Here is a 19,328-nt window from a genome sequence, read left to right on the forward strand (position 1 = left end):
AAGTTCTGCGAACAGGTACGCATAATGCAGGAAAACAACTTGAAACCTAACTGCAGTAGCGCTGCCGATACTCTTTGGGGGAGTGGCCGGTCCAACGCTTGAACGCATGGTGAAATCCACTGACGTCGGCGAAACCAAGCTGATCAGAGATCGAGGCCAGATTCAGGCGGTGGTCTTTAAGCATACGCAAGGAGTGGTGCTTCTTAACGCAGTCGCGTAACTGAACAAAGGTGACCTGATAGCTTTTCAAGTGTCTCTGCAGAGTGCGAGCACTCATATTCAGCTCCCCGGCAGCATCCTCAATCTTGAGGGGAACCTTGGCGATATTAAGCTCAATAAAATCCAGCGTCTCCCGTATCAACGGGTGGTCGAAGCGCAGACGGTCGATGACCGGGTCACCGTTATGATTATGCCGCGCCACCTGCCCGGGGAGCGGGCGCGAAAGCTGATCACTGGCCACCACCAGCTCGTTGTAAGTTCTCGAAAAACGCAACTCGGAGGCAAAGGCCGCCTGGGTGTCCGCACCATAAACGGGGACCGTATGGCTGAACTCGACCGATATTTCGCCTCTCTCCAACTCGCAAAGACAGAGGATAAAACGGTAAAGCGTTCGAAGCTTGAATTCGACAACTTCCGCATCCACCATGCGCGGCGCTAATAGCACCAAACGGCATCGATCCCCCCGCTCCTGCAGGGTAAAATCCAACAACGGGTTATCGCCGCAAAATTCATGCACCACCGCGTCACGCAGACTGTAAGCACCTTCGACCTCGCCCCGTAGATAGGGCTCGCTGAGTTGATGCGCCAACAACTTGCCGTATTCCAGCATCAGCGGAAATCGACCACAGGAACTCTTGAGGGTATTCAGGGCCTGATTAAAGCTAATCTCATCGATAGCCGCGCCCTCAACCGCCAACTGGCCTCGCTCAAGGTCATCGGGATGGAACAGCTCTTTTTGATCGATACCCTGCTGCTGGGCGAGTTCGACCAGTGCAGACAAATAGCTTGAAGGGACTCGATTCATGATCGGTGATCTATTCTCGTTGTTTTTATTATTGATTATCCGTTAAAAATCTATCTCACAACCCCTCGCGAATCAACCATAGACCAAGGTCTAAGAGCGCAGAAAACTAGCCCTGGACCCGCTTGAACGCCTCTAGAACAGGGCCTGCCAGCCAGCAGCCCCTAACCAACAGGGGTGACTGACGGTACCTCGAAGGCACCGCCACCTCGGCAATCAGCCTCCCGTTCCGAGATCAACCAAGAAACAGTCGGTAGGCGGTATTATCGGTTTCCTCCCAGTAATGGTAGCCGATCTCATCGAGAAAGCGCTCCAGCTCTACTTTCTCTGTCGCAGGCACCTGCATACCAATCAACACCCGCCCATAAGCCGCCCCATGATTACGGTAGTGAAACATGGATATGTTCCAACGCTGCCCCAGCTTATTCAGGAAATTGAGCAGCGCTCCCGGACGCTCGGGAAATTCGAACCGATAAACAAACTCGTTCTCACCGCTCGGTGCGTGACCTCCCCCCATATGCCGAATATGCAACTTGGCAATTTCGTTGTCGGTAAGATCCTCTACCGGATAACCCTTCTGCTCCAACAGGGCTACCAGATCTTCACGAGTGTCGGTATCGGGCTTGGTCTGTACGCCCACAAAAATTCGCGCCTGCTCGGGATCGTGAAAACGGTAGTTAAACTCGGTGATGGCGCGCTTGCCGAGTGTATGGCAAAACTTGCGAAAGCTGCCTGGCTGCTCCGAGAGGGTCACCGCGATGATCGCCTCGCGCTTTTCACCCAGCTCGGCCCGCTCCGATATATAACGCAAGCGATCAAAATTGACATTGGCTCCGCTGTCTATCGCCACCAGGGTTTGATTCTCAATCCCGCCGCGCTCGACATAGCGCTTAATACCCGCGACGGCAAGTGCGCCCGCAGGTTCGGCGATGGAGCGAGTATCATCGTAGATATCCTTGACCGCGGCACAGATCTCATCGGCAGTCACGGTGATCACCTCGTCGACGACCTGCTTACACACCCGGAATGTCTCCTTACCAATCTGAGCGACGGCGACGCCATCGGCAAAGATCCCTACCTGCGACAGGACCACCCGCCGATTTTTTTCCAGCGCGGCTTTCAAGCACGCCGACTCCTCGTACTCGACCCCGATAATACGGATCTCCGGACGCAGATATTTAATATAAGCACCAATGCCCGCGATCAAGCCACCACCGCCAACAGGGATGAAAATTGCGTCGATCGGATCACTGTACTGGCGCAAAATCTCCATCGCGATGGTGCCTTGCCCGGCAATGGTGTCGACATCGTCGTAAGGGTGGATATAAACGTACCCCTTCTCCTCCACCAGTTTCTGCGAATAAGCCAGGGCTTCATCAAAAGCGTCACCGTGCAGTACCACCCGCGCGCCCCGTGCCCGCACCGCCTTCACCTTGATCTCGGGTGTGGTCTTGGGCATCACAATTACCGCTTTGATGCCAAGGCGCTTGGCAGCCAGGGCAAGGCCCTGGGCATGATTACCGGCCGAGGCGGCGATCACTCCGCACTCGCGCTCGGCCGCAGAGAGCTGGGAAACCTTGTTGTACGCCCCGCGAATTTTGAACGAGAACACCGGCTGCAGGTCTTCACGCTTGAGCAGAACCCGATTCTGCAAACGCTCGGAAAGGAAGGGAGCCTCATGGATGGGGGTTTCCACCGCCACATCGTAGACACGGGCTTCGAGGATTTTCTTGATATATTTTTGCGGCATTGCGTCGGCTTCACGTGGCGAAAAAACGCCCCATTCTAGACTATTGGCCGAGACGGAGCCACGCTGTTTCACGTCGACCGGGGCTCTTCATGGCGCCAAGAATGCGACCCCACGGTTTTTCCCTACCTCGGGCAAGGGTATACTCTATGCTTCAAAGCGCCCCCACCACAGGTATACCCATGAATCAGGATGAACTCAAACAAGCCGTTGCCAATGCCGCCCTCGAGGCAATTCGCCCGAAGCTGGAGCGGGAATCAATTATCGGTATCGGCACCGGCTCCACCGCCAACTGCTTTATCGATGCACTGGCGAATGTAAAGCAGTTGTTTGATGGTGCCGTCGCGAGCTCCGAAGCCAGTGCAGAGCGGCTCAAGTCCCACGGCATTCCTGTCTACGACCTGAATGCAGTGAACTCGATTCAGTTTTATATCGATGGCGCCGACGAGAGTAATGATCGCCTGGAGTTAATCAAGGGTGGCGGCGGCGCCCTCACACGGGAGAAAATTGTGGCGGCGGTTTCCGATCAGTTCATCTGCATCGCCGACGAAAGCAAATTGGTACCCGTGCTCGGAGGTTTTCCGCTGCCCGTCGAGGTCATCCCCATGGCCCGTAGCTACGTTGCCCGTGAACTGGTAAAACTGGGGGGCGACCCGGTCTATCGAAGCGGGTTCGTGACCGACAACGGCAATGTCATTCTGGATCTGCATAACCTACAGATCAGCGTAGCAACCACCCTGGAAGAGCAGATCAACAATATTACCGGCGTGGTCACCAACGGACTGTTTGCCGTGCGGCCAGCCAACCTGCTGCTGCTGGGAACCCAACAGGGCGTCAAGGAATACCGAAACTAGGAGTACCGCCCGAGAGCATGGTCAACTACGCTACCAAGCGCCTGCTGATCGTCGATGACTTCGAGAGCTTTCGCCTGTCACTCAAGCGCATGCTCAACAGCATCGGCATCGACGACGTCGACATTGTCGGTAACGGCCGCGATGCGGTGCGCCAATGCCGGGAAAATCGCTACGACGGGATTCTGTGCGATTACAACCTCGGGCAGGGCAAGAACGGCCAGCAGGTGCTAGAGGAGCTGCAACACCGTAAAATCCTTAAGCACAGCACCCTGTTCATCATGATTAGCGCCGAGACGGGGCGCGAAATGGTGCTCGGTGCCCTCGAATACAGCCCGGACGGCTACATATCCAAACCCTTCACCCAGGCATCGTTGCACAAGAGGCTGGATAGCTTCTTCGCGCGCCAGGAAGAGCTCGCCCCCATCCTCAGTGCGCTCGACCAAAACAACGACGAGGAAGCTCTCAGGCTATGCCAGCAAAAGGCCGCGCAACCCGGACGCTACCGCAGCTGGTGCTTGCAACAATTGGCCGAGTTGCAAATTCGCACGACCGACTTCAGCGGTGCGAAGGAGACCTGCGAACAACTACTCGCAGGTCGGCAGCAAGATCTTCCACGCTTGCTGTTGGCTCGTATCGCAATAGAGGAGAAGCAGTTTGAGCGCGCGATCTCACTGCTGGAGGAGGTACTGGAACACAACCCAAACTTCGCCCGCGCCTGTGACCTGATCGCCCAGTGCCATCGTCACATGGGACAACCTCAACAGGCCCAACAGGCGCTGGAGCGCGCCACCGCCATCTCCCCCCACTACCTCAATCGCCAGCAGGCGCTCGCCGCTCAGTGCCAGCAAAACGAAGATATGGATTCCGCCACGCGAGCCTGGCGCTCCACTGTGGAGCTCAGCCAGCACTCTTGCATGGAAGCCCCCGAACAGTACCTCAACCTGGCGCGCTGCCTGGGAGAGAACGCCAGCGACAACGACGATCAGGGGAGCAAGCTGGCGCGCGAAGCCTTGCAGATGCTGGATCGTGCCCGCGATCGTTTCGCTGATAGCCCCGCGCTACGGCTGGAAAGCTCCGTCGTCGAGGCCCAAATCCATATCAGCCAGAACCATAGTGATGCCGCAGAAAAATCCCTGCTGCAAGCCAAAAACTATTTTTCCGAACTGGATACCGATCAGAGGCAACAGCTGCAGTTGGAGCTGGGTAAAACCCTGCTGCAGGCCGGCCAACAGGAGCAGGGCGAACAGATCCTTAATGAGCTAGCATCCGCCAGCCCCGAACAAAGCGACATACACGCACGTATCGCATCGGTGCTGGACGAGCCGGTCAGCAGCGCTCGCCGAAAGCAGGCGGCCGAGTTTAACCAGCAGGGGATAGACGCCTTTAAGAATGAAAACTTTGAGCAGGCCATGGCGCTCTTTATCGAGGCGCAAGGCTTATCCAGCCGCCACCCGGGGGTCAACCTTAACCTGATTCAGGCGTCTCTTAAGCAGAGCCCCATCGACGGCAAACGCGCCGAGCACTACCAGAGATGCCAGGCAGCGCTAGAGCAAATCGCTCACCTCAAACCAACCCACCACCAATGGGAACGCTACCAACACCTCAAGCAGCAAGTCGCCAGCCGTCTGGCCCCCGCTTCCGAAACCTAGCCAGGCGCCCACATGACTCAAAAAAAACACCCCCACATCAATTTCTCGACCGTACTGGCATCCTCTGTACACGACATGAAAAATTCACTGGGACTCCTGCTGAATTCGGTCGACAGTCTCTGCGCCACGCACCCGCCAACCACTCCCGAGGAGTACGCACGTTACTCACAGCTCAACTACGAAGCCTCGCGGGTGAATAACAACCTGATCCAGCTACTGAGCATCTATCGCCTGCAACAGGATCAGCTGCCGCTCTCCATCGAAGAGATCTACGTTAGCGATCTGCTGGAGGAGCAGCTCGCGCTCAACGAGCCCCTATTGCAAGCCCGACGCATCACCCCAAAACTGGAGTGCGAGCAGGAGTTGGTGGGCTATTTTGATCAACAGCTAATTGCTGGCACCCTCAACAACGTCATTCTCAACAGCATTCGCTACACCGAGGACAAGCTACAGATCAGCGCTTACCCCCAGGACAATTTCCTGGTCATCGAGGTGGAGGACAATGGGGCCGGATACCCCGAGGAGATGTGCCGCCAGGGAGGCAAAGAGCCGGGCCCCGTAGATTTCAGCAGTGGCAGCACCCAACTGGGGCTCTACTTTTCTCGTGAAATCGCACGCTTGCACCAACAAGGAGAGCACTTCGGGTATATAGAGCTTTCCAACGGAGGTTCTCTTGGGGGCGGCGTATTCAAGCTCTACCTGCCCTGAGCTACCAGTTAAGTTGGTGCCATTCACCCGGGCCACAGGCCGGGTCAATGGCACCACATTCGCACCCCGCCCGCTAGCGCGAAAAGGTCTGGTTCTCCTGCTCCATAACGCGAATGAAAGTGGTCCGCTTGGAGAGTTCCTTAAGAGAGGCCGCCCCTACGTAGGTGCAAGCCGAACGCACCCCGCCCTGGATATCCCGCACCATCTCGACCACCGGCCCCCGATAGGGGACCTCAACGGTTTTACCCTCAGACGCGCGATACTCTGCCACCCCTCCTGAATGCTTATCCATAGCGGTTTCTGAACTCATACCGTAGAACAGCTTGTAGTGCTTGCCATCGCGCTCAACCAGCTCGCCGCCGCTCTCATCGTGACCGGCAAACATGCCGCCAATCATCACCATATCGGCACCACCGCCAAACGCCTTGGCAACATCTCCTGCGCAGGCACAACCACCGTCGGAGATGATCATACCCCCAAGGCCATGCGCCGCATCCGCACACTCCATTACCGCTGACAGCTGCGGGTAACCCACTCCGGTTTTAACCCGGGTGGTACAGACCGAACCCGGCCCAATTCCCACCTTAACGACGTCTGCACCCGACAGAATCAACTCCTCGACCATCTCTCCGGTTACCACGTTGCCGGCAACAATCACCTTGTCGGGACAGGCTTTGCGCACCCTGCGCAGATAGTCGACAAACGCTTCCGAATAACCGTTAGCCACATCGATACAGATAAAGCGCAGCTGGGGATGCTGCTTGAGAATCGCCTGCAGGCGCGTAAAGTCATCACCCGAGGTGCCGGTACTGACCATAATATGCTGAAAAATCGACTCCTCCTGGGTATCAACAAACTCCTGCCACCGCGCCAGGCTGTAGTGTTTGTGAATAGCCGTAAGCATGCCATGGGAAGCCAGCTCGGCGGCCATGGCGAAGGTGCCGACGGTGTCCATATTGGCGGCCACAACAGGGACGCCGGTCCAGCTACTGCCGCTGTGCAAAAAAGTATAGGTTCTATCCAGTGCAACTTGGGATCGACTCTTGAGGGTCGATCGCTTGGGCCTGATCAGGACGTCTTTGAAACCCAGCTTTATATCGGTTTCTATGCGCATAATCACTCCACAAATTGGGTAGGTTGTCTTCTGCTTTTGCGTACAAGCAACAGGCATGAAAAAGGGGTTACCGATTGGCACCCCTGAAGCTTATACCCGGCGATTCTGGGTTATTGGCTGGCGAATGTAAACCCTCCGGCCTTCCCTCCACCCCGTGCCGTAACAGGCTTACCCACGGAGCCCCTAACCCACATAAACCTGCACACAGTTGCGTCCCGCCTCTTTCGCACTATAGAGGGCCGAATCCGCAGCCCCCACCAGTTCGCTGACGGGCATATCAATATCCGGAACCATGGCCGCGACCCCTTCACTGATGGTGATTCGGCCCAGTGAAGAGCCGGCGTGGGGAATATTTAACGCCGCCACCGCATCGCAAAGCTTCTGCGCCAGCACCGTCGCGTCGTGATGGTCGGTTTCCGGCAACACCGCCACAAACTCCTCCCCCCCATAGCGGGCCAGCAGATCCCCGGACCGCTGGATATGCTCCAGCAGGCAATCGGCAACTCGCTGTAGACAACGATCCCCCGCCAAATGGCCGTAGTGATCGTTGTACGCCTTGAAGTGGTCCACATCGATCATTATCAAGGCCAGCGATGTCTGGTTGCGGCAGGCCCGGCGACACTCGCTGGCGATGCAGTCATCAAATTTGCGCCGATTGTAGACCCCAGTAAGGGCATCATGCACCGTAAGGTCGGTTAACACATCCCGTTGGTGTTTGAGCTGCAGGTGGGTACGAACCCGCGCCACCAGCACCGGGATAGAAAAGGGTTTGACGATATAGTCCACCGCCCCCAGCGACAATCCGTATGCTTCCTGCCGCTCCTGATCCTCTGTAGTAATCAAAATAATGGGTATATGGCGGGTTTTTTCATTATCCGATAACTGCCGACATAGCTCATAGCCATCGATATCCGGCATGGTGACGTCGAGCAGGATAAGGTCCGGCAGCACATCCTGCTCGGCCCGCACCAATGCATCCTTGCCGCAGGTTGCGACATCAATGCTGAATTCGCGGCTCAGTATCTGACCCAGGATGCGGATATTCATCTCCTCATCTTCGATGATCAGTACCGACTGCCTCTCCTTGTTAGCCATTTGATGCACCTTTGCCCAAACCTCCAAAGAGTATAGATCAGCCCTGCCATAACGGATGAACCAGATCACAATTAGCCACGCAAAATAGACACTGGCCAACTCGCCACCGGCGCAGGATAATGGCGCCACACATACAGTGACCGGAGATCATGCTGTGGATATCGAACAGCTCAGACGAGAGTACTTGCACGGCGGGTTGCACCGAAAAGACCTCCTCCCGGAGCCCATCCCCCAGTTCGAGCAGTGGTTGCAACAGGCGATCGACGCCCACCTGCCCGACCCGACAGCGATGAGCGTCGCTACCGTGTCCGCTGATGGCTACCCCTCCCAGCGCATTGTGCTACTCAAGCAGGTGGATCATCGCGGCTTTGTCTTTTTTACCAATCTGGGCAGCACCAAAGCCGCCCAGATCGAAGGCAACCCCAGGGTGAGCCTGCATTTCCCCTGGCTGGAGCTGGACCGGCAGGTTATTGTCAGCGGCCACGCCACTCGCCTCAGCAACCGGGAGGTCCTGGGCTACTTCCTCAGCCGACCCAAGGAGAGTCAGCTCGCCGCATGGGCATCACGCCAAAGCCATCCGATCTCATCGCGGATGCTGCTGGAGCAGAAGTTCGCCGAAATCAAACACAAATTTTCCCACGGAGAGGTCCCCCTGCCCTCCTTCTGGGGCGGGTTTCGAGTCGACCCACGCAGCATCGAGTTCTGGCAGGGTGGAGCTCACCGGCTCCACGATCGCTTCCTGTACACCCGGAAGGAGGATAATCAGTGGGCCATCGAGCGGCTGGCGCCCTAAGGCGGGGTTTCCAGCTCCAGTCGTAGGCGCTGACCATAATCCAGCGCTTGCAAACTCTCCCCCCAGCATTGCGACACCAGACGCTCGATCAAACCGCTCTCTTGTGCACCCTCAAGCGCCTTCGCAATACAGGACGGCTCGCCTTTCCCCTTAATCACACTGTTTCCATAGCGAGCGGGCGGCTATAATGACGGCCTTCATTTTACCCTTACCACAAGAGCCACCACCATGAGCCGATTCTGGAGCACCAAGGTCCACGACCTTACCCCTTATGTGCCGGGCGAACAGCCCCAGGATCAGGTGTATATAAAGCTCAACACCAACGAAAGCCCCTACGGACCTTCCCCTCGGGCCATTGCGGCGATGCGGGCAGCCTGCGATGACAACCTGCGCCTCTACCCCGACCCCCAGTGCTTGAAACTCAAGCAAAGTATCGCCCATTTTCATAATCTGTCGAGCGATCAGGTCTTCGTCGGTAACGGTTCCGATGAGGTGCTGGCCTTTACCTTTCAAGGCTTCTTCAAGCAGGACAAACCACTGCTGTACCCGGATATCAGCTATAGCTTTTATCCCGTTTACTGCGAACTTTATGACATCGAAACCCGCACCCAGCCCCTCAATGAGCGGCTAGAGATCGATCTGGATCAGTATCCAAACGATAATGGTGGCATTATCTTCCCCAACCCCAACGCCCCTACCGGCCAGGGAGTTGAGCTGGAAGCCATTGAGCGGCTGGTGCAGCGCAACCCCGGCTCGGTAGTGGTGGTGGATGAAGCCTATATCGATTTTGGCGGTGACAGCGCTGCAGTATTGATACCCAAATACGATAATCTATTGGTCATCCAAACCCTTTCAAAATCCCGCGCACTGGCAGGAATTCGGGTCGGCTTCGCCCTGGGTGACAAGGCGCTGATCGAGGGGCTGGAGCGGATCAAGAACTCCTTTAACTCTTACCCCCTCGACCGTCCGGCCCTGGCGGGCGCGACGGCGTCGATCGAGGATCGCGAGCACTTCGAAACAAACCGTCGAAAAGTGATCGCCACCCGGGAATGGTGCACCGAGGCCCTGACCCGACTCGGCTTTAAGGTGATCCCCTCAAAAGCGAACTTTGTTTTTGCCTGCCACCCGCAACACGATGCCGGGCGACTGTATCAGGCGCTCAAACAGGCGGGAATTTTAGTGCGCTACTTTAACAAGCCCCGCATCAGCGACCACCTGCGCATTACCATCGGCACCGATAGTGAGATGCAGCGCCTGATTGAGCAGCTGACTACCCTTATCGAGGCTCAATAGCCCCTCCTCAATCACCGCGCAGACTGCGATGATAGCGCTCCACCCACCCCAGTAACCGCTGGGGTGCATGGGCTCGTTTCCACTCCCCGGCCACAAATTTATTACTCTCCGACAGGGTGGGGTAGATGTGAATCGTACCCAAAATTTTGTTCAGACCCAGCTTATGCTTCATCGCGCTCACATATTCGGTGATTAGCTCAGCGGCGTGATAGCCAACAATCGTCACCCCCAAAATGCGATCTCTCCCCGGCACGGTCAGGACTTTAATAAAACCGTGGGCCTCCTCGTCAGCGATGGCTCGATCAAGGTCCGAAATATCGTAGCGGGTGACCTCGTAGTCGAGCCCCTTTTCACGCGCCTCCATCTCATTTAGCCCTACCCGCGCCACCTCGGGGTCGGTGAAGGTCGCCCAGGGAATCACGCTATAGTCGACCTTGAATTTCCACCAACGCCCAAAGAGCGCATTCACCGTCGCATACCATGCCTGATGACTGGCCGTATGGGTAAACTGATAGGGACCCGCGACATCACCACAGGCAAAGATATTGGGGTAACTGGTTTGCAGGTAATCGTTCACCTCGAGGGTGCCCTGCGGCCTGATGGTGACATCCAGGTTTTCGAGCCCAAAACCCTCTGTATTCGCTTTACGACCTACCGCCATCAGTAGCTGGTCAAACTCGATACGTACCGTTTCGCCTTTGTGCTCGGCCAGCAGCCACTTGCTGTGTCCATCGGTTTCAAACTGCAGAGGTTTATGATCTACCCGGACTTCGATACCCTCCGCTGCGAAGCGCTCCGCCACCACCTGCGAAACATCCTCATCTTCCCGAGGCATGATACGCGCAGCCATATCGAGCTGAATCACTTTGCTACCAAGACGGGAAAACGCCTGTGCCAGCTCGCAACCAATGGGGCCACCACCAACGACCAGCAGGCGTGATGGTTGCTCACGTAACTCCCAAACCGTATCTGACGTCAGGTAGCCCACTTCGTCCAGACCCGGAATCGGCGGCACAAAAGGGCGCGCCCCGGTGGCGATGACGATACTGCGGGTCGTGATCGTTTCGCCATTAACCTCTACCTGCCACGGATTTTTTATCGTCGCGCTACCGGTAATGCAATCGACCCCGAGCCCGGTAAAGCGCTCGATTGAGTCATGGGGTTCAATCGTGCCGATAACCCGTTGCACCCTCTCCATGACCGCAGGAAAGTCCACCTCGGCAGAGGGAATCTTGAGCCCATAATGTTGCGCTTGATCCGCATAGTGCTTCATCCGTGCACTACGAATCAACGCCTTACTGGGCACACAGCCCGTATTCAGGCAGTCTCCGCCCATCTGGTGCTTCTCTACCAGCGAAACCCGTGCCTTTACGGCGGCAGCAATATAGGAAGAAACCAGTCCCGCTGATCCCGCACCGATCACAACCATATTGGTGTCAAAACACTTGGGAACGGGGTGATTTCGGTAAAGTGTACGCTGGCGAGCCTTACCGAGGGCAAAGCGGGCGCACCAGGGAAACAGCGCCAACAAAACGAAGGAGATCACCAGGCCCGGGGTCATAATGCCCTGAACACTCAGCTCCTGCACCAACCCCAGTTGGGCGCCCGCATTGACGTAAACCAGGGTACCGGCAAGCATGCCCAGCTGGCTGACCCAGAAAAAACGCCACCACCCCATAGGCGTCAGCCCCATAACCAGGTTGATAACAAAAAAAGGGATCGCTGGTATGAGCCGCAAGGTAAAGAGATAGAAGGCGCCCTCGCGCTCGATACCCTGATTGATACTTTCCAGCTGGGAACCGAAGCGCTTTTGCACCCAGTCACGCAATAGCGTACGGGATATTAAAAAGGCCAGGGTGGCACCGATAGTGCTAGCGAAGGAGACCAGCAACACCCCCATCCACAGGCCAAAAACCGCACCGCCGACAATGGTCATCAGCGCCGCGCCGGGCAGGGAAAATGCGGTGACCGCAACGTATACAACAAAATAGATAATACGCGTTTCTGCCGGATTATCCCGATAGAGCTCCGCAAACAGGTCCAGAGTCAGGTACTGACGCAGATCCAATGCAAAGAACAACACTACCGCCAGGACAACCAGCCCCAGCAACACCCACTTCGATCGATTCATTGAACGCTCACTTATTCCTAAAATCCGGCTTGCCACCATCATAGTGTGTCACTACAAAGATGAGAAACGCTGATCACTACAATTGTTTCATTCCGCCCCGGCAATTCCCTGCCCGGGTAGATGCGCAGCAGCCAGCAGCGCGATACACTATACGCTCTAGTGAACGCCGCCCGGTAACTGTAGCCCAGTCGCAGCCAGCCGAGGGCAGCCCGACCAGATTATAAAAGGACTCCGATGAGCAATTCTGCGCCTAAAATCGCCCTGCTACTGCTAAACCTCGGCTCACCGGACGAGTTATCGCCTGCCGCACTGCGGCGCTACCTACGCGAGTTCCTTTCGGATCGCAGGGTTATCGAAGCGCCACGACTGATCTGGTGGTTCGTCCTCAACGGTGTCATTCTGCCCTTTCGGCCCCGCAAGCTAATGCACGTCTACGGCAATATCTGGAGCGAGGAGGGCTCACCGATTCGGGCCATCAGCCTGCAACAACAGACAGCCGTGCAGAAAGCACTCGATCTTCGCCTGGGGGAGCATCAGGTGAAAGTTGAGCTGGCGATGACCTACGGCAACCCTTCGATCACCGATGCATTCGAACGCTTGCAGCAGGAGGGGATCGAGCGCGTGCTGGCACTACCCCTCTTTCCGCAATACAGTGCAACCACGACCGCCGCATGCTTCGACGGGATCGCGCGAGCCTTAAGTACCCGCCGTGACATTCCGGAGCTACGATTTATTCGCCAGTACTACCAGCAACCCGCCTACATCGAGGCACTGGCCGCATCGGTACGCGACCATTGGCAGCAGCGCGGTCGACAGGGTCACCTGATGTTCTCCTTCCATGGCCTGCCGCTAAGCTATGTGAAAAATGGGGACCCTTACGCTATTCAGTGCGAGGCCACCGTGCACGCCGTCGTCGAGCGGCTGCAACTCAACGACAGCGACTGGACCCTGAGTTACCAGTCCCGCGTGGGGGTCGCCCCATGGCTGCAACCCTATACCGAAGAGACCCTGATTGAGTGGGCAAAGCAGGGGCGCAGTGGTGTCGATGTTATCTGCCCGGGATTTAGTGCCGACTGCCTCGAAACCCTGGAGGAGGTCGCCATCACCAATCGGGAGATATTTGAAGAGGCCGGGGGCAGTGACTACCACTATATCCCTGCACTCAACGCTACAGAGGCTCACATTGAGATGCTGGCAGCGCTTGCGGCCGACCAACTGGGTGGCTGGCTATAGGTCTGGATGCATTAAAAACCCCGCATCACCTCGCGCGCAATGATGATACGTTGAACCTCGCTCGTACCTTCATAAATGCTGGTGATGCGCACATCGCGGGCATGGCGCTCCAGCGGATACTCTTTGATGTAGCCGTACCCACCCAGCAGCTGCAGAGCGGTATAACAGGCTTTGTTCGCGGCTTCCGAGGCGAACAGCTTCGCCATTGAAGCCTGCGGACCAAAGGACTCGCCTCGCTGCTTTGCGCAGGCGGCGCTCATCAACAATAATCGCGCCGCTTCCAACTCGGTATAGGTATCGGCCAGCATCCACTGCAGCCCCTGAAAGTTGATCAATGGCTGGCCAAACTGCTGGCGCTCCGCGACATAAGTACGAGCATAATCGATCGCCGCCAGACCCACCCCCAGCGCCAGTGAACCTATACCGATACGCCCCCCGGCGAGTTCTCCTGCGGCAATACGAAAGCCCTGGTTTTCAGCCCCCATCATCGCCTCCGCCGGCACACGACAGCTTTCAAAGCGTACCTCGTTGGTGGCCGAGGCCTTCTGCCCCATCTTCTCTTCACGCTTGCCGATCACCAGTCCGGGGGTGCCTGCCTCCACCAAAAAACAGGAGATACCCTTACCTTTGGGGGCCTCGGGGTCAGTAACCGCCCACACCACAAAAACCCCGGCGTACTCGGCGCTGGTGATAAAAATCTTGCCACCGTCGAGCACATAGTCACTGCCATCGCGCCGAGCACGGGTTTTCATCGCTGCAGGGTCAGATCCTGCGGCGGGCTCGGTGAGACAGAACGCTCCCGCCGCATATTCTCCACTGCACAGTCGCGGCAAGTAACGCTGCTTCTGCCCCTCCGTGCCTACCGCCTGAATCACCTCCGCCACCATATTGGTCACCGAGGTCGTCACTGCGGTGGATGCACAGCCGCGCGCAATTTCAGTAATCGCCAGACTAAAGGCTACGCTACCCGCTTCGGTGCCGCCGAACTCTGCATCAATATTGATGCCCATAAACCCCAGTTCGGCGAGCTTTTTTAGCTGCTGCTTAAGGAGATCAGTATCGCTGGTTCGGTCCAGCTGCGCCGCCATTGGCGCCAGCTCGCTGTCGGCAAACTGACGGGCGGTATCACGAATAAGGGTTTGCTCTTCGGTCAGGGAAAAATCCACAACAGGCTCCTCGAGTAACGGGCCCATCCACTCGTGAGCCCATAGTGCTCACCACGTTGTGCCAACGGGACACTATGGACAGTGCTGATGAATGCCGGGCAGGGGAAAAAGAGCTTCAATGTGCACCCAAGTGGTGCGCATTGCAAGAAGGTGGCCGCCGTTGCCGGCGGCCCGAGAGCCTTAAACCAGTTTTTCCAGTAACTGGATCTGAGAGTCGCGACGCGTCTGGTTAGACCGTGGGTGATTCTGGCGATAGCTGCCATCGGCCTGCAACTGCCAACTCATGCAATTGTCCTGCAAATAGGTATCCAGCTCCTTCTTTACCCGGGCTGACAGCTTCGGGCTTTCAATAGGAAAGCAGGTTTCAATGCGGTGATCCAGATTACGCACCATCCAGTCAGCACTGGAACCATATACACGGGGCGCTCCGTTGTTGGCAAAATAGAAGGTGCGCGTATGCTCAAGAAAACGTCCTACAATCGAGCGCACCCGGATATTTTCCGACAATCCCGGCACACCGGGGCGCAGGCAACAGATGCCGCGAACAATGAGATCCACCTTAACCCCGGCCTGGGACGCTTTGTACAGCGCCTTGATCACCTTCGCCTCCGTCAGGGAGTTGCACTTGACGATAATCTGCCCCTTGGCCCCCGCTTCGACATGGTTGATCTCCTGTTGAATATGGTCCAACAAACCCTTTTTCAGGGTGAAGGGGGCGTGCAGCAGCTTCTTCACCCGTACCGCTTTGCCCATTCCGGTCAGCTGCTGGAAGATCTTGGCCACATCATTGGTCAAATCCTTTTCCCGGGTCAGAAGACTGTAGTCGGTGTAGAGGCGTGCATTGCCGGCGTGGTAGTTACCGGTGCCCAGATGGGCGTAACGTACGATTTTGCCCTCCTCGCGGCGCACGATCATCATCAACTTGGCGTGGGTCTTGTACCCGACCACGCCATACACCACGATCGCACCAGCCTCCTGCAAGCGCCGTGCGAGGGTGAGATTTTCCTCCTCATCGAAACGAGCCCTGAGCTCGATCACGACAATGACCTCTTTACCGTTACGGGCCGCATCCACCAGCGCATCAACGATCTCCGATTTGGCACCGGTGCGATACAGTGTTTGCTTGATCGCCAACACATGAGGATCCTTGGCCGCCTGGCGCAACAGGTCAACCACCGGTGTAAAGGACTGGAAGGGGTGCAGCAACAAAATATCACTAACGGTGATGGCGTCGAACAAATTCTCCTTGGGCATAAGCCCCTTGGGGAAACTGGGAGTAAACGGCTGGTACTGCAGCTCGGGATGGTTGGGCAGATTGCACAGATCCATCAGACGCGACAGATTGACAGGGCCATTGACCTCGTAGAGTTCATCTTCGGTGAGGTTAAACTCCTTGAGCAGAAAGTGGGCCAGCTCCGGCGTACAGTTGTCAGCCACTTCCAATCGCACCGCACTACCCCAGCGACGAGTTTGCAACTCACCCTGCAGGGCCGTTGCGAGATCCTCAACTTCATCATCGAGAATCAGGTCACTATTTCGGGTCAGGCGGAATTGATAACACCCCTTGATGGTCATACCCGGAAACAGGTCCCCGGCGTGCTGGTGAATCATGGCCGATAACAGGGTGAAATGAGTGCCCCCGTCACAGAGCTCTGCTGGAACCGGAATTACCCTGGGCAGCGAGCGCGGCGCAGGAATAATCGCCATACCGGTTTCCCGCCCGAAGGCATCCTGCCCCTCCAGTGACACAATAAAGTTAAGGTTCTTGTTGGCCAAACGAGGGAAAGGGTGTGCAGGATCCAATCCGATCGGGCTGATCACGGGCATCACTTCCGAATAGAAATAGTCGCTTACCCATTGGATCTGCGCTTCGCTCCATTCGCTGCGGCGCAGAATATGGACGTTGTGCTCTTGCAGCGCCGGCAACAACTGCTCTTGTAACATGACATATTGGCGCGCCACGCTTTCGTGGGTGATGCGGCTGATCTCCTTCAGTACCTGTTGCGGCTGCATGCCGTCGAGGCCCACCTGCTCCCGGGAGAAATCGATCTGCTGTCTCAAGCCCGCGACCCGTATCTCGAAAAACTCATCCATATTACTACTAAAAATCAGCAGGTAGCGCAATCGCTCCAGCAGCGGATGGTCTTCATTGGCCGCCTGCTCCAGTACCCGCAGATTAAACTGCAGGTTACTCAGCTCCCGATTGATGTAGTAATCGGTATTGCCGTAATCGGTCAGTTTTTCCACCACCGGGGTAGTCTCAACCTCCGGCGCACTCTTTGGCTGCTCAGCCGCCTCACTTTCAACACTGGCGCCGCTAATGGTCTCATCCTGGCTCATGGTTCCCTCCTCGTTTAATTCCGTCTTCGTGACACTATAGCTTTACGCAAAAGACACCCTGCCTTCACGCTGAAACCTTATCTAACCGTCCTGCAACAAGCGCGCAGCATCCATCGCGAAATAGGTCAAAATGCCATCGGCTCCCGCTCGCTTGAACGCCAGCAACGATTCTAGCATTACGCTATTTTCGTCGAGCCAGCCGTTGGCGAACGCGGCTTTGTGCATGGCGTACTCACCGCTGACCTGATACACAAAGGTGGGCACTTTAAGCTCATCCTTTACCCGCCGTACAATATCAAGATAGGGCATACCGGGCTTGACCATCACCATATCGGCCCCTTCGGCAAGATCCAGCGCGACCTCATGCAAGGCTTCATCGCTATTGGCCGGATCCATCTGATAGCTGTACTTGTTGCCCTTACCCAGATTGCCGGCAGAGCCGACCGCGTCCCGGAAAGGTCCGTAGTAGGCCGAGGCGTACTTGGCGGAATAGGCCATGATGCGGGTGTTGCTGTGTCCCTCGCTCTCCAAAAGCTGGCGAATGGCGCCAACACGACCATCCATCATATCCGACGGTGCGACTATATCGGCACCGGCCTCGGCATGGGAGAGTGCCTGATAGATCAAGACATCAATGGTTTCCTGATTGAGCACATAGCCGCTGGCATCAATGATGCCATCCTGCCCATGGGTGGTAAACGGATCGAGAGCAACATCGGTCATCACCCCCAGGTCAGGATGACGATCCTTTAACGCCTTGACCGCCCTTTGGGCGAGACCATCTGGGTTAAAGGCCTCTTTCGCATCCAGGCTTTTGGCCTCCAGTGGCGTCACTGGAAACAACGCTACCGCAGGGATACCCAGCGCTACCATCTCATCGGACTGTTTGAGCAGCAGGTCGATACTCAATCGCTCCACCCCGGGCATGGAGGGCACCGTCTCTCGCTGATTGTTACCTTCTAGCACAAAGACCGGGTAGATCAGGTCGTCGCAGGTAAGACGATTTTCGCGCATCAGGCGGCGGGAGAAATCATTAAAGCGCATACGGCGCGGACGGGTTAATGGATACTGGCGCTGAGAATCGGAAAAAGACACGACATCACTCCCTAACGGTGAATTGTTCAATACGGTATTCAGGCATCATAACCCATTAACCGGGCGCTTCAATGCGCTACATCAACCCCCTTTGTAGCTGACGCTTGATGCCCTACAATTACACGCGATAAATGTAGCCCCCATCCGGCCTTTTAGGGGGCATATAACGGCACGCCCTCTCAGTGTTCTAAAGGAGCTATAAATGAAAAAGCGCTTATTAATCGCCACTCTCGCACTACTCACTCCCGGCTTGGCGGTGGCAGCAGGTGATGCCGAGACGGGCAAGGCGAAATCAGCGATGTGCGCTGCCTGCCATGGCGCGAACGGTAAAGCCACCATCCCCACCTATCCGAATCTGGCCGGACAGAACTTCAACTACATTGTCTACGCCCTCAACGCGTACAAAAGTGGGGCGCGGGCTGGCGGGCAGGCTGCCATCATGCAGGGGCAGGCCGCAACACTATCGGATGAGGATATCGCCAACCTGGCGGCCTATTTCTCCAGCCTCTAAAGCCAGCACGCAAAAACGGGGGAGGCATCGCCCCCGTTGGGGCCCGCGCTAAGCGCCCCACACCGGGCTGAGCATCAGCGCCAGACTGCAGCCAAACCCGACTCCCCAGCTCAACGAGCGCAAGGTCCCTTTATCCAACAAATAGAGGGCGATATAACCCAGCCTCGCCACAACAAAGGTCACCGCAAGAGCATCCACCACCTCGGGGCTCGCACCCGCCTGCACCGCCACCAGCACACCGGCAGCAAACACAGGGAATGCCTCGATACTATTCTGGTGCGCCGACAGGGCTCGAAAGCCCCACCCCTCCAGCTGTGCTTGCTGCCGCCTAGGCTCCCGATTGTCGTACCCGTGCTGCCGCATCATCGCAACCGCAACCGGCATCTTGCTCACCATAATCAGCAGCGCCGCTGCCACCAAACAGTAAAGTGCCACGCTCATTTTCCAATCTACTCCTATCTCAATACGTTGATGCCTATTATTAAACAGCAATAGGCCAATTACACAGGGTCAATTATTCTGATCGATCGTCTCGCTATTCCAGCGAATGCCGCAATCATCTAACCGCCGCGATCAGA

The 19,328-nt window shown here is 56.6% G+C and carries 17 protein-coding genes; 7 read left to right on the forward strand and 10 right to left on the reverse strand.

What is annotated here, in order from left to right; translation table 11 throughout:
- Nucleotides 1-46 precede the first annotated feature (46 nt).
- Together ACP3PW_RS02700 and ilvA are read right to left on the reverse strand one after the other, a co-directional pair.
- Entirely contained in the window at nt 47-1,024 is a 978-nt protein-coding gene (locus tag ACP3PW_RS02700; RefSeq protein ID WP_426415120.1) for a helix-turn-helix domain-containing protein, read from the reverse strand.
- 232 nt (nt 1,025-1,256) lie between these two features.
- Nucleotides 1,257-2,771: a threonine ammonia-lyase, biosynthetic gene (ilvA, locus tag ACP3PW_RS02705; RefSeq protein WP_426415121.1), complete on the reverse strand. Its 1,515-nt coding sequence runs from the start codon at nt 2,769-2,771 to the stop codon at nt 1,257-1,259.
- 179 nt (nt 2,772-2,950) lie between these two features.
- Between ilvA and rpiA the strand changes: the two genes are divergently transcribed.
- Genes rpiA through ACP3PW_RS02720 form a run of 3 tightly spaced genes read left to right on the forward strand, consistent with a single transcriptional unit; the run spans nt 2,951 to nt 5,979 of the window.
- A complete protein-coding gene (gene rpiA, locus ACP3PW_RS02710; RefSeq protein ID WP_426415122.1) occupies nt 2,951-3,622 on the forward strand; it encodes a ribose-5-phosphate isomerase RpiA in 672 nt (223 codons plus the stop codon).
- Between the two features lie 17 nt (nt 3,623-3,639).
- Entirely contained in the window at nt 3,640-5,271 is a 1,632-nt protein-coding gene (locus ACP3PW_RS02715) for a tetratricopeptide repeat protein (protein WP_426415123.1), read from the forward strand.
- A gap of 12 nt (nt 5,272-5,283) precedes the next feature.
- Complete coding sequence (locus ACP3PW_RS02720; protein WP_426415124.1) at nt 5,284-5,979, forward strand: sensor histidine kinase; 696 nt, start codon at nt 5,284-5,286, stop codon at nt 5,977-5,979.
- 73 nt (nt 5,980-6,052) lie between these two features.
- Here the strand turns inward: ACP3PW_RS02720 and ACP3PW_RS02725 are convergent, their stop codons facing one another.
- Both ACP3PW_RS02725 and ACP3PW_RS02730 read right to left on the reverse strand, forming a co-directional pair.
- Nucleotides 6,053-7,093: a GMP reductase gene (locus ACP3PW_RS02725; protein ID WP_426415125.1), complete on the reverse strand. Its 1,041-nt coding sequence runs from the start codon at nt 7,091-7,093 to the stop codon at nt 6,053-6,055.
- Between the two features lie 183 nt (nt 7,094-7,276).
- On the reverse strand, nt 7,277-8,188 hold the full coding sequence (locus ACP3PW_RS02730) for a diguanylate cyclase (RefSeq protein ID WP_426415126.1): 912 nt from the start codon (nt 8,186-8,188) through the stop codon (nt 7,277-7,279).
- Nucleotides 8,189-8,342: 154 nt separating this feature from the next.
- Here ACP3PW_RS02730 and pdxH point away from each other — a divergent pair, with 154 nt between their 5' ends.
- Nucleotides 8,343-8,981, forward strand: a complete 639-nt coding sequence (gene pdxH / locus ACP3PW_RS02735; RefSeq protein WP_426415127.1) for a pyridoxamine 5'-phosphate oxidase — start codon at nt 8,343-8,345, stop codon at nt 8,979-8,981.
- Here the strand turns inward: pdxH and ACP3PW_RS02740 are convergent.
- Nucleotides 8,978-9,139: a hypothetical protein gene (locus ACP3PW_RS02740; protein ID WP_426415128.1), complete on the reverse strand. Its 162-nt coding sequence runs from the start codon at nt 9,137-9,139 to the stop codon at nt 8,978-8,980. The two genes, pdxH and ACP3PW_RS02740, sit on opposite strands and share 4 nt — an antisense overlap.
- A 70-nt stretch (nt 9,140-9,209) precedes the next feature.
- Between ACP3PW_RS02740 and hisC the strand changes: the two genes are divergently transcribed.
- Complete coding sequence (gene hisC, locus ACP3PW_RS02745) at nt 9,210-10,274, forward strand: histidinol-phosphate transaminase (RefSeq protein WP_426415129.1); 1,065 nt, start codon at nt 9,210-9,212, stop codon at nt 10,272-10,274.
- 7 nt (nt 10,275-10,281) lie between these two features.
- On the opposite strand, the gene ACP3PW_RS02750 is transcribed toward hisC, so the two are convergent.
- Nucleotides 10,282-12,405 carry an FAD-dependent oxidoreductase gene (locus ACP3PW_RS02750; protein WP_426415130.1) on the reverse strand — a complete coding sequence of 708 codons (2,124 nt, stop codon included), beginning with the start codon at nt 12,403-12,405 and terminating at the stop codon, nt 10,282-10,284.
- Between the two features lie 234 nt (nt 12,406-12,639).
- Between ACP3PW_RS02750 and hemH the strand changes: the two genes are divergently transcribed.
- The gene (hemH, locus tag ACP3PW_RS02755) at nt 12,640-13,638 is read left to right on the forward strand and encodes a ferrochelatase (protein WP_426415131.1); all 999 of its coding nucleotides are present in this window, start codon (nt 12,640-12,642) and stop codon (nt 13,636-13,638) included.
- A gap of 11 nt (nt 13,639-13,649) precedes the next feature.
- Here hemH and ACP3PW_RS02760 read toward each other — a convergent pair whose 3' ends face one another.
- From ACP3PW_RS02760 to hemB, 3 genes are all read right to left on the reverse strand, one after another.
- Nucleotides 13,650-14,804, reverse strand: coding sequence for an acyl-CoA dehydrogenase family protein (locus ACP3PW_RS02760; RefSeq protein ID WP_426415132.1), 1,155 nt, complete (start codon nt 14,802-14,804; stop codon nt 13,650-13,652).
- Between the two features lie 180 nt (nt 14,805-14,984).
- Nucleotides 14,985-17,144, reverse strand: a complete 2,160-nt coding sequence (gene ppk1 / locus ACP3PW_RS02765; protein WP_426415133.1) for a polyphosphate kinase 1 — start codon at nt 17,142-17,144, stop codon at nt 14,985-14,987.
- Between the two features lie 81 nt (nt 17,145-17,225).
- The gene (hemB, locus tag ACP3PW_RS02770; RefSeq protein ID WP_426415134.1) at nt 17,226-18,239 is read right to left on the reverse strand and encodes a porphobilinogen synthase; all 1,014 of its coding nucleotides are present in this window, start codon (nt 18,237-18,239) and stop codon (nt 17,226-17,228) included.
- A gap of 202 nt (nt 18,240-18,441) precedes the next feature.
- Here hemB and ACP3PW_RS02775 point away from each other — a divergent pair, with 202 nt between their 5' ends.
- Nucleotides 18,442-18,750, forward strand: a complete 309-nt coding sequence (locus ACP3PW_RS02775) for a c-type cytochrome (RefSeq protein ID WP_426415135.1) — start codon at nt 18,442-18,444, stop codon at nt 18,748-18,750.
- A gap of 48 nt (nt 18,751-18,798) precedes the next feature.
- On the opposite strand, the gene ACP3PW_RS02780 is transcribed toward ACP3PW_RS02775, so the two are convergent.
- Complete coding sequence (locus ACP3PW_RS02780; protein WP_426415136.1) at nt 18,799-19,191, reverse strand: MAPEG family protein; 393 nt, start codon at nt 19,189-19,191, stop codon at nt 18,799-18,801.
- Nucleotides 19,192-19,328: the final 137 nt, after the last annotated feature.

This window comes from Aestuariirhabdus sp. LZHN29, assembly GCF_049985285.1.
Classification (GTDB): Bacteria; Pseudomonadota; Gammaproteobacteria; order Pseudomonadales; family Aestuariirhabdaceae; genus Aestuariirhabdus.